Annotated in this window: 8 protein-coding genes and 1 pseudogene; 7 read left to right on the plus strand and 2 right to left on the minus strand. The window is 42.9% G+C overall.

What is annotated here, in order from left to right:
* Nucleotides 1-39: 39 nt before the first annotated feature.
* The gene (locus tag PQR79_RS07995) at nt 40-1,227 is read right to left on the minus strand and encodes a multidrug effflux MFS transporter (RefSeq protein ID WP_238106657.1); all 1,188 of its coding nucleotides are present in this window, start codon (nt 1,225-1,227) and stop codon (nt 40-42) included.
* On the opposite strand from PQR79_RS07995, the gene PQR79_RS08000 reads away from it, so the two are divergent.
* Nucleotides 1,213-1,836 (plus strand): MarR family winged helix-turn-helix transcriptional regulator, encoded by a 624-nt coding sequence (locus PQR79_RS08000; protein WP_274408435.1) that lies wholly within the window; start codon nt 1,213-1,215, stop codon nt 1,834-1,836. The two genes, PQR79_RS07995 and PQR79_RS08000, sit on opposite strands and share 15 nt — an antisense overlap.
* Nucleotides 1,837-2,040: 204 nt before the next feature.
* On the opposite strand, the gene PQR79_RS08005 is transcribed toward PQR79_RS08000, so the two are convergent.
* Nucleotides 2,041-2,757 carry a FadR/GntR family transcriptional regulator gene (locus tag PQR79_RS08005; protein WP_238106655.1) on the minus strand — a complete coding sequence of 239 codons (717 nt, stop codon included), beginning with the start codon at nt 2,755-2,757 and terminating at the stop codon, nt 2,041-2,043.
* 460 nt (nt 2,758-3,217) lie between these two features.
* On the opposite strand from PQR79_RS08005, the gene PQR79_RS08010 reads away from it, so the two are divergent.
* The 6 genes and pseudogenes from PQR79_RS08010 (at nt 3,218) to PQR79_RS08035 (ending at nt 12,075) form a co-directional block, all read left to right on the plus strand.
* On the plus strand, nt 3,218-4,894 hold the full coding sequence (locus tag PQR79_RS08010; RefSeq protein WP_238106654.1) for an FAD-binding protein: 1,677 nt from the start codon (nt 3,218-3,220) through the stop codon (nt 4,892-4,894).
* A gap of 67 nt (nt 4,895-4,961) precedes the next feature.
* Nucleotides 4,962-5,318, plus strand: coding sequence for a cytochrome c3 family protein (locus PQR79_RS08015; protein WP_238106653.1), 357 nt, complete (start codon nt 4,962-4,964; stop codon nt 5,316-5,318).
* A gap of 56 nt (nt 5,319-5,374) precedes the next feature.
* Nucleotides 5,375-6,631, plus strand: a complete 1,257-nt coding sequence (locus tag PQR79_RS08020) for an OprD family outer membrane porin (protein ID WP_368389125.1) — start codon at nt 5,375-5,377, stop codon at nt 6,629-6,631.
* 101 nt (nt 6,632-6,732) lie between these two features.
* The gene (locus PQR79_RS08025) at nt 6,733-8,502 is read left to right on the plus strand and encodes a tannase/feruloyl esterase family alpha/beta hydrolase (RefSeq protein ID WP_238106652.1); all 1,770 of its coding nucleotides are present in this window, start codon (nt 6,733-6,735) and stop codon (nt 8,500-8,502) included.
* 358 nt (nt 8,503-8,860) lie between these two features.
* On the plus strand, nt 8,861-10,954 hold the full coding sequence (locus PQR79_RS08030; RefSeq protein ID WP_238106651.1) for a TonB-dependent receptor: 2,094 nt from the start codon (nt 8,861-8,863) through the stop codon (nt 10,952-10,954).
* Nucleotides 10,955-11,391: 437 nt separating this feature from the next.
* Nucleotides 11,392-12,075 (plus strand): annotated as a pseudogene (locus tag PQR79_RS08035) (transposase).
* Nucleotides 12,076-12,105 lie beyond the last annotated feature (30 nt).

The following is a 12,105-nucleotide window of genomic DNA, read 5'->3' on the forward strand; positions in this document are numbered from 1 at the left end:
ACGCTATTGAATCTACCGGCAATTTTCACTGCAAACAACTCAACCTCGGTGCTCTGCACAATCTAAAACAGCTTCCTTTTTGCCTTTTGGCAACAAAATGTTAGCCACGATGACTAACATCAACATCACCCAAACCACAGGCCATAACGTTCCGTTATAAAGTTGGGTCGTCAGCCCTCCCATTAATGCTCCGCCAGTAAACTGCCCAGCCCCTAACAGTGCTGATGCTGAGCCGGTATTTTCGGTAAACTGGCTCATGTACAACGCATTGGCATTAGGCATAATGGCACCAACCATGCCTACGGCTCCCATAATGCCAAATACAAACAGATACAATGAGGCGTCAAACGCGGTAAAGCTGAGTAACAGCAACACAAAAAATGCCTGACACAAAATAGCCACTCGCAACAATGTATTGGCCGGCTTACGGTTAAGCAGTTTTGAATTGCTTCTATTCACTAAAATATTCATCACCGTATTAGCCGCAAATACCAATCCGAATATTTGTTCACTTAAGCCAAACTGAACCTGATAAATAAATGACGCATTAGTGATAAACACCATCATGACACTGTAGCCGCAGGCCTGTACCAGCAAGTAGCGCATGGCAGTGGTGTTTTTCATCACTAACAGATAACGCCGATACGCAGGGATTTTTACCTGTTGAGTTTTAGCGGGGCATTGAGGTAATGACTTAGCCACAAGTATCGCGACAAACACTGCATAGCCCGCGGTAAAATAGAAAATATTCTGCCATTTGCCCGTTAACAGAATTAGCGCGCCAATACTCGGGGCAATCGCAGGAGCAAGCACCATAATAAGTGCAATTAAGCCAAACAGTTTTGCAGCGGCATTTCCGCTCTCTCTCATCCTAACTAACGGCGCAACACAAACACCTGCAAATCCCCCACCTACAGCTTGAAAAATCCGCGAAATTTGAATCACATTAAGGTCACTGGCAGAGGCAATAACCAGCGAACTCAAGGCATACAGCAACAGCCCACCCACAATAATGCTGCGTTTTTCAAAGCGATCTGCAAGCGGGCCACCAATAAGCTGGCCCATCGCCATACCCACAAAATAAAAACTGACCGTCGTTGCAACAGAATCAATACCCACGCCCAAATACTCTGACATGGAGGGAATACCCGGCAAATAAGCATCAACCGCAAAAGGACCTGCGGCCATCACCAACGCCATCAAAAAGACAAAATGCCCTTTGGACATAACACCTCACCAACAATCTTTATTATCTTCCCAGGAAGATATATTAGCTTGAGGTTATCTTTCTGGCAAGATATAATTGCCAGCCAATCGTATACTGATGAAGCGACAACGATGATAGAGAAGTTTGAAACCTTTCTTTCTTTAATGAAGGAGAACTGGCCAGAAGCTTATGAGGACATGATTCCCTCACTGCCATTAATTGATAAAATTCAGTCTATTAATGAAGAGAAACGCAGCAAAACAATGGCAGAATATGGTCTGCAGACCTCTGATTTTGGGCTACTCACTGCGCTAAGAAGAACCCCCGCTCCGCACCTACTGATGCCCACACAAATTATGGACTACATGCTCATCAGTTCCGGCGGCTTAACCAAAGCACTGTACCGACTTGAACAAAAAGCCTTAATATCCAGAAGCCCTTCTTCAGAAGACGGCCGAGTCAAGCGTGTGCAATTAACCGCAAAAGGTAAACAGGTCATAGAAGAAATTGTTGTTAAGGCGCAGGAAAGTCACAGATTGATGAACGCAAGCTTTTCTGAACAAGAAAAAAATCAACTTGATATGTTATTGAGAAAATTACTCAATACACTAGAGGCACCTGGTAATTAATTGATGCAATCAGTCAATAAGGGTCCGTAAAGACAAAGCGATGCTATAGGTCAAATCACGCGCATCTATTCAATAGTACATACTTGATATTGCCAGTTAAGTGTCCAAATAGCATTGCGAGGAGAATAAAAGTAGGATTATCAACTCATCCCAAACAGTAAAAATGTGGCTAAAAGTCCAAGCAAAAATAGATAAATATGAATGCTATTGAGTATGTCGATATTCTTCTTCAATGCCATCAAGTAAGACTAAAAAGTCTAATAAATGCGCTCTCATTGCTTGCTCTGCACCAGCCTCATCGCCTGCAATCACAGCATCAATAATAGAATGATGCATGCCCGGGGGATGTATTTTATCAGTATCAGGTTGAAACTTACTGGCAATTGAACCCACTAACTGAATCAATGACTTATCAATAGCGGTTAAAAAGCGGTTATTACACATATCTGCCAGCAAATAATGAATTTTGCTTCTTAACATGACAGTTTCAGGGTATTCCAATGTCAGGCTTTCATTGGCATTCGCCTCGAGTAACAATTTAGCATACTCAGGAGTACAGTGTTTTGCCGCAAGACCTGCAACAATGGGTTCAATATGTAAGCGCGCTTGGCAGATCTCATTAAATGACATTTTACCTAAAAAGAACAAATCGTTGCAGTCACTACTTAACCGATCAAATGTCATTTCTTTTACAAAAGCACCGCCAGTAGCGCCTTGCTTAATGACCACAAGTCCGCGGGCTTCTAACGATTTTATCGCTTCTCTAACAACCGTGCGACTCACGGCAAATTTTTCGATCAACTCGCGCTCCGAGGGCAGTTTATCACCCGCGGAAAATCGCCCTGAGAAAATAGCTTCTCTGAGCTGATTAAAAACTTCATCAGATGCCTTTATCTGCTTGATTGGTTTGAAGTTATTCAAAATACGTCCTTACGCTACTTTATCGTCCAATTGTAACACAGCGTCACCACCAAAGAGTACTACTGTTAAACCTAAAGCAGTAAATATAATTCCCCTTTAAAAAACAATAGATTAAATAACCTCGCAACCCTCTTTACCTCATCAAAAACTCCTGCTAGGAGCCCTGCTGTTTCACAAATAGCTTATTTAAGCAGCAAGTCACAAAATAATTAATTTTGCGGATGGCTGCAAAAATTTAACAACCAACGCTTATTATGAAACGTTATATGTCATACATTTAACGTATCAGAAGTGGAGAGTAAAAATTAGTCATGACTAATAACAAAGGCTTTATCTACTTTTTGAACAAACCTACTTAAGTCAGTAGAAAACAGTCGTTCTAAGCGGTTATGACCGGGTTCTATATCAAAGTCTTGATGACGGATCTGCCTCGAGCCGTGAGGGGTAAAGGAGTTTTAAAATGAGTAAAAATGATTCAAACAAGTCGAATGAAATCGACCAATATACCCGCAATGTCCTGCAAAATGGTCTTTCACGACGCAGTTTTTTAACTCGTGCCGCTATGGGTACTGGCGCCGTCGCTTTTACAGGTCTTACTGGCAGCATGGCCACAGCCTCAACAGATGATTGCGTTAAAACGGCCAAGAGCTCAGATGGCGGTGCAACGCTCGAATTCATGCCAAAACCGAAACCGATTTCTGACAGAGATATTGTTTCAACTCAAACATTTGATGTCGTTGTCGTTGGTGCAGGTGCATCTGGTGTACCCGCTGCGTTATCTGCTGCTGAAAACGGTGCCAAAGTAGCGGTATTGCAAAAGCAAGCCATTGTGGTTTCGCAAGGTAATACAGGATCTGGCATCGATTTAGCCAACAGTGACAAAGCCGCAGTAGAAGCCATGGTAAACCGCTTAATGGGCGACAGTGCCCACCGCTGTCACCCTGAACTCGTGAGAGAATGGGCATACAACTCTGGTGAAGCCGTTTCATGGGTGATCGACCGCGCTAAAAAAGGTGGCGCACAAATCGTTGACCAAGGCACTAAAGTGCAACATGGCATTCATGGTGTTACCGAACATAAACTTAACTTTGTTACCTCATATTGTGGACCTAAGCCTTACACCACAGGTGACGGCATGCGTGCTTTAGCTAAAGTGGCAGAAAAAGCTGGGGTTAAATTCTTCTTCAACATGCCAGCTCAGCAACTTGTTCAAGATGACTCAGGCAAAGTGATTGGGGTTATCGCCCAAGACCGTGACGGTAAATACCACAAATACATGGCCAAAAAAGGCGTGATTTTGTCTTCAGGTGATTACCAAAACAACGAAGCAATGTGTAACTTCTTCATCCCTGATTTGAAAAACTTTGAACGTAAACAAATGGATCGTACCGGTGACGGTTTCTCAATGGCATATTGGGCAGGCGGCGTTATCGAACCAATTGGCCACACCAAAATGCTCCATGACTTTGATGCAGGCCCTGCGTCAATGTGTGATATGCCGTTCCTTGCCGTCAACCGCAAAGGTGAGCGCTTCGTCAATGAAACCGTTGCTATGTCACTGATGAACAACTATCTACGTGATGAAGAAAATGCCGGTCACTACTCGCAAGTCTTCGACGCGAACTACATGGAACAAGCAGCGAACTGGCCAGGCAAACTCTACTCGCCTGAGCAGATGAAAATCTACATGCCAGAAGATCCATCACCAAAGATTGGCGTTTACGAGTCTCAAATTAATACCTACTCAGCCAATACCTTAGAAGAGCTCGCAGTCAAACTAGAATGCGACCCTAAAACCTTCGTTGCCAATGTGAAGCGCTACAACGAGCTATGCAAAACCGGCAAAGATGATGATTTTGGTAAGCCTTCAGCAAAAATGCTGCCAGTGGTAAAAGCACCTTTTTATGGCATTCATCGCCGCATGCGCATCTCAACCTTGTGTTCAGGCATGCTCGTGGACAAAAACCATCAAGCACTGGATGCAGACGGCAACAAAATTGGCGGTTTATTTGTTATCGGTAACCTTGGCGGTGGCTTCTATGGCGGTGTCGACTACCCACTCACCGTATTCGGTTTGTCATTAGGACGTTGCTACACATTTGGCTACTTAGCAGGTAAGTACGTCGCCAAACTGTAACCCAAAAAGACAAGTAAATGGATGCCAGACCTTTGGCACCTTTCACACAGAATTATGGAATAACACAATGAAAAAATTAACACTGCGCAACATCATGCTTTGTCTTGCATTGAGCTTTTTCGCAAGCAGTGCAATGGCTGATAAAACCACCTTACTCGACCAAACTCATGCAGCTAAAGGACTTAAATGTGCCAGCTGCCATGGTAACGCCGAACAACGCGAAGCGGTCACTATGACCAAATGCATCAAATGTCATAACACCGAAAAGTTGGCTAAAAAAACCAAAGATGTAAAACCAACAAACCCACATGAAAACCGCCACTTTGGCACCGAAACCGACTGTGCAAAATGCCACAACGTACACCAGAAGTCTGAAAACTACTGCGGTAGCTGTCACCTTCGTTTTGACTTTGTGGTCCCTTAAAATAGTAAGGCCCCCGATATCTCGACCATAAAAAGTCAATACGAAACAGGATGAGAATGATGAATATTAAAACTAAATTATTACCGCTAGTCGTAGCATGTCTAGCCGCAAGCCCAGCCTTTGCCGCTGAGCCAATGGCAAACATATTTAATGATGCAACCTTGAAAGGTCAATTCCAACTTTTTGATTTTCAACGTAACTTTGATGGTGATAGCACAGATCGCCACGACACCTCGTTCGGTGGTTTATTCTACCTGCGTTCAGGTGAAGCTAATGGCATCAGTTTTGGCGGCTCATTTGCGTCAGCAAACCCAATATGGGAGTCAAACAACGACGGGCTTTACGGCCTTGTAGGTGGTGGCGCACCTGGCTCAGTTGTCGAGCGTACCGCTGTTAACCGTTTACAAGAGTACTTTGTCAGCGGCAACTGGTACGACACACAAATCGTGGTCGGTGCACAAGAGTTACGTACCCCAATGATGAACCCGTTCCCATTACGTGCTATTCCGTTCACGTATCGTGGTGCCAGTGTTAAAAATACCTCTATAGAAAATTTAGCGATATCAGCACTATACATCACAGACTACATGGGTTGGACTGACGAAGAGTTTAACAACGTATCAAGCGGGATCCGCAGTGAGTTTGCACGTAAAGGTGTCATTGTCGATGTAGAAGACAACCCAATCTATGCGCTAGGTTTAGACTACAACCTGCCAATCGAAGCGATAAACGCTAAGACCAGTTTGTGGTACTACAGCATGGAAGATGTGTATAACCAGTACCATGTTAAGTTAAACCTTAGCGGCGAAATGGGTGCAGCTAACTGGTATTTCAATCCATCTTACCTAAAGCAAGACTCAACTGGTGCACTTAGTCAAACCGAAGCGCAATTTGACACATACCAAGCGGGTTTCCACTTAGGGATGAAATGGAACGGATTTGATGCAACAGTAAAATATGTTACCACCGGTGACGGCGACGTTGTGGCACCATTTGGCGATGACAAAGTCATCATCCAACAAGTGGTTCAATCAGCACGCGCTAACGAAGATGGCTACGGCTTACAACTTGCTTATCAATTTGCACCAGATTCTGCATTAAGTGGCGTTAGCACTTATGTTAACTGGGCAAACTATGAAATTGATGGCGACTCAAGTAAAGACATCGACGAAACCGACTTTTCAGTGGTGTACGATCTAGCCAAATATGTTGACGGTTTAAGCGTACGCGCACGTCATGCCATTGTGAACTACTCAACAGGTGACGACTTAACCGATACGCGTTTCTACGTTTACTACAAGTTCGCAATTTAATCTTCGTAACAAAAGCTTACGCAGCTTTCATTAAGTAAAGGGCCACCGCTCCCGGCCCTTTTACTTTTTGATTGACTCTCAATTCGCAAAAAGGATTTCCCGTGAAACTTAATACAATAGCCGTCTCTATTGCCATGACGCTTGCGCTAACAGGCTGTGATAGTGACGAAAAAGACACAAGCCTACCGATTTTAACCGCCGCCCAACCTGCCACATTAATAAACTGCACATCGCTAGTTGATGCTTTTAACTTTGACGACACCGAAATCACCTCAGCGGTGATGGTTGACGCCGGCGAGGTTGACTACGATGGCCGTGGTGTCATGTTTAAATCACCCGCTCACTGTGTGCTAACCGGTAAAATGGAACAGCGTTTAGGTAAAGGTTTGCAAGGTAGTGAAACCCAAGAATATGCCATCGGCTTTGAAATGCGCATGCCAACCGATTGGAATGGCCGCTTTCTCTACCAAGCAAATGGTGGCTTAGACGGCCGAGTGAACAAAGCCTTAGGTCGTTTTTTAATAACCGATGACTATGACGCTACCGCACTTAACAAAGGTTTTGCAGTAATAAGCTCCGATGCTGGACACGAAGGGTATGGCCAACAATATTTTGGACTCGATCATCAAGCACGCATTAATTATGGCTACGGTGCTGTTGAAAAACTCACCCCAATGGCAAAAGCACTAATATCAGACGCTTATGGCAAACAACCCGATCGTTCATACTTTGCAGGTTGCTCTAACGGTGGCCGCCACACTATGGTTGCTGCAACACGTTTTCCTGAAATGTATGACGGGTTTTTGGTTGGCGATCCAGGAAATGACTTGCCTCAAGCCGCTGTTGCACAATTATATGGTGTACAGCAATTTGCCAACTTAATCCCTGCTAATACACCTTTAACCACTGCCGATGAAATCAATGCCGCCATAGTCAGCACCGTCACCGCGCAAGAATATACATTATTAGCTAATAGTGTCAGCGAGCAATGTGACGCTTTAGATGGCGCAGCAGACGGGATGATTAACGACCTAGTTGGCTGTCAGCTTGCCTTTGATATTGACCGTGACGTGCCACTTTGTACCGCTGAGCGTGATGGAACCTGTTTAACTGCCGAGCAAAAACAAACGCTAGGTAATATTATGACCGGGGCACAAACCTCAGCTGGCGCAGCACTTTACACAAGCTTCCCTTACGATGTGGGCATAGGTGCCAGTGGTTGGGCAAGTTGGGAAATGTCAGCCGCCTTTAGCCGCGATGCAGGCACTGTAGCAACGGTATTTTCAACGCCGCCAGTCGAATTCAATGACTACAACACCTTTGCTGATGCAGGGTTAATTGAAGCCTACAACTACGCTGTGAACTTGAACTTAGATGAAGCCCAAGCCGCAATCAATGCGACCACCAGTGAGTTCCCTGAATCATCAATGTCATTTATGGCCTTAGGTGGTGAAACGGACTATGACGTATTACGTGAACGTGGCGCCAAAATGATCTTAGTGCATGGTACTGCCGACCCAGTATTCTCTGTGCAAAATACCATTGACTGGTACAAATCTGTTGATGAAGCTAATGCGGGTAATGCTGATGAATTTGCCAAGCTATACCTTATTCCAGGCATGAATCACTGCGGTAATGGCCCAGCAACCGATCAAGTCAATACGATTTTAGATGACATCGTGGCTTGGGTAGAAACAGGCACCGCACCAGAAGCCATCACCGCCAATGCGCGCGAAGCCAACACTGAGCTACCAGAAGATTGGGCTAAAGACCGCTCTCGCCCATTGTGTCCATTCCCACAAGTGGCCACATACAATGGTTCAGGAGACATAGAACTCGCAGAAAGCTTTAGCTGTGTGACCCCAGAGTAATTCCCCCAAGAGAATTACCCTCGCTCCACGACACAAAATGGGTTGCCATATTCGGCAACCCATTTTTTTATCCAATAAACATCATCAAATCATAGCTAGCAAGCGTTTACGGTTGTAGCAGTATGCGCAAGTTAGCAACGCCCACTGAAGATTAAAAGACTACCGTTTGCAACAATAGGTTAATCATAATTTAAAGATTAAATTAATGTATTTATGTTGTGCGCATTGTATTGATTTATAAAATTTTTGATATAAATCACATTCAAGTGCAAACACTGTGAAAAGAGGTTTAAATAATAATGATTATCACTTATATTACTGCCAATTCTAAAGCTAAAAATATATTGAGGTATTGGCAATGGTATTTAAGTACTCAGTAATCGGTTTCGCTGTGGGTTCTGCATTAATGGTGTCACCATCGATAGCACAAGGGGCTAGCGACTCAAATATTGAACGCATAACGGTTTCAGGTCTTTCGTTTAATGATTATAAAGTCGGTACTTCATCTGGCGCAATGCGTGGCGACATAGACTTAATGGATACTCCGCAATCAGTGAATGTTATCCCTGATTTTGTCACTGACGAACAACTCGCAACTAACCTTGCCGAAGTCCTTGTTAATGATTCTAGTGTGACAGCGGGTACGACTCGTTGGAACCGTCAAGTTTTTGGTATTCGTGGCTTTGAATTAGATTCTGGTAATGGTTATTTAATTAATGGCCACCAGCAATGGTCTCATTATGTTCAGCCTATTGAAACGCTCCAACAAGTCGAGGTACTTAAAGGGCCTTCTAGTATGCTATATGGCCAATCTGGTCCTGGCGGCTTAGTGAATATGGTCACCAAAAAACCAACTTATGACTCAATGCTCGAGATTGGTTTTGATACAGATGAAAATGGCTCTACTCGTGTACAGCTTGATGCCGGTGGCAGCTTGAACGAAGCACAAAGCGTTCGTTATCGTGCTGTTTTAGTCAAACAAGATACGGAGTACTGGCGTGAATATTCAACAACTGACGAAAACCAAGAGCGAGATCGTTGGCTAGGTTATATCAACATGGAGTTCGACCTTAGCGATGATATTTTGTTATCGGTTAAGTATGATCATACTCAAGATAAAGCGGGAATAGATGCTGGTAGTTGGCTAGATAATGACGGTAATGTGATTGGTGATAACGAGACGATTTGGGACACTGATTGGGCATTTACTGATAATAGCGTATCAAATTTAGGGGCTGATATTACATGGTATATAAATGATGAGTGGAAAGTGAAAGCGGGTTATAACGATCAGCAGTTTAATCGTCAGCGTTTAGACTCATCGCCACAATACACAACAGATCCATTCAGTAATGGTTATAGTATTAAACCTTTTGACCGCTATGACGATTGGCAACATAAAACCGCTTTTGTCGACTTTACTGCAAACCTAAATGTTGCAGATATTGAACATCAGTTATTAGTAGGTGCTAACTATTTAGACTACTTCTACCAGCAGCAGATTCAACGTGGTGCCACTCAAACAATTATTCCTGGACAGGCTGCCATTAAACCAGATCTTGATTATCACTTATCTGCTAAAGGGACACCGAGTGAATACAACTATTACGGTTTCTATTTACAAGATTTAATGACATTCAATGATCAGTGGCAATTGCTTGCAGGTGTACGTTACGACGAGCAAAAGAAAGACGGTTTAGGTGAAAATAGCTATGCCGTTTCACCTAAGTTTGGTGTGATTTATTCACCAAATGAAAATGGCAGTATTTATGTTAATTATTCAAAAAGCTTTACCCCGCAAGGTGCAGTTAATAATCAATTTGATGTTAATAATGAACTCGATTTAAAACCTGAATACGGTATTCAGTATGAAATCGGAACCAAGTGGGAATTGTTTGACGCCCGTTTATTAATGACGGCAGCTGTATTTGATATCACCTTAGAAAACATCACGATTTCGGAAACATTAGCGGTACCAACAGACTCATTTACCGATATCACCACACAAGGTGGTAAACAAAAACATCGTGGCTTTGAATTAGGCGCTCAAGGTCAAATAAGTCAGGATTGGTTTGTCACGTCATCAATGATGTATTTAGATGCTGAATATCAAACCGGTGATGATCGAGAAGGTAATACACCGATTGATGCGCCAGAATGGTCTGCAAATATTTGGACGCGTTACGAAATAACCGACGACTTTGCCATGAACTTTGGTGCTGTGTATGTCGGTGAGCGTTACGCCAATACTGACAACACTATCAGTAAAGATGATTATATTCGTTTTGACTTGGGCGCAGCATATACCATGAATATTATGAGCAAAGATGTTAGCGTGCGTGCCAACGTTAAAAATGTATTTGATACCGATTATATCGAAGGTGGTCAGTACAATATGGTCACTGTCGGCCAGGAACGTAATATCAGTTTAGCGGCAGAAATTAAGTTTTAAACCTCGAATATTACTGTCTATATTCCGTAATCCTCTAAAACCTCTGCTTACCACAGAGGTTTTTTATTTTTGTCCAATTTTTAAGCTCTACGCACTGTTCGATATTTATCCACCGGGCTGGGCAGCCAAGTTATCTTAATAAATGGGGTAAAAGCCTGACGAATCCCCACAAAAAGAACTGAGTAAATAAAAAGGTATGTAAAAAAGAAAGGAAAATTCATGGCATTTGGTGATCAAATTTATCGCCAAATAAAAATTACCACGAGTAAATGCCATGAATGCAAAACAAGTTTTATCAAAATGTCTCTCACTTGTCACCCCCGCCGTTAACGTAAAAAACGCATAAAACTCGCCGACATAATAAATGGGGTCAGAGTAAACTTTAAATTGTCAGCTATACACTTTAGCTCAAGTCACTTTGCAAATGGATCTTGCACATGCCTAGAAAACCTAGAGTATCCCCTATCGGTATTCCTCAACATATTATTCAACGGTGAAATAATCGCCAAGCTTGCTTCACATCCGAACAAGATTTCAAAGCCTATGCTGGTTGGCTAAAAGAATACTCACGTAAATTTCATGTCGATATTCACGCGTGGGTATTTATGACAAATCATGTTCATTTACTTTGCACTCCTCAAAAAGCAAATGCTGTTAGCCTTATGATGCAATCACTTGGCAGACAATATGTGAGATATTTTAATTACACATACAAACGTACTGGGACACTTTGGGAAGGTCGTTTCAAGTCTTGCTTAGTGCAAACCGAAGAATACTTAATCCAACTATATCGTTATATTGAACTCAACCCAGTAAGAGCTAATATGGTTAATGACCCAGCCGAATATGTCTGGTCAAGCTATCAAATCAACGCCCTAGGTAAAGCCTCTCAGCTTTGTACTCCACATCAGGTTTACCTTTCAATAAGCAACGACACTCAAGCAAGGCAATCATCTTATCGAGCCCTATTTCAACATCAATTAGATGCAAAAATGATTAACGATATTCGTCAAGCAACCAATAAAGGCATGGTAATCGGCAGCGACACATTTAAAGACCAAATAGAAAAACTAACGGGTAACAGCATGCATCCAAAGAAATGGGGCGCCCTTTTAAGGTAATAGAATAAAGTTTACTCTGACCCCACTTAT

Origin of the sequence: Shewanella metallivivens (assembly GCF_028750675.1) — a bacterium.
Lineage (GTDB): Bacteria > Pseudomonadota > Gammaproteobacteria > Enterobacterales > Shewanellaceae > Shewanella > Shewanella metallivivens.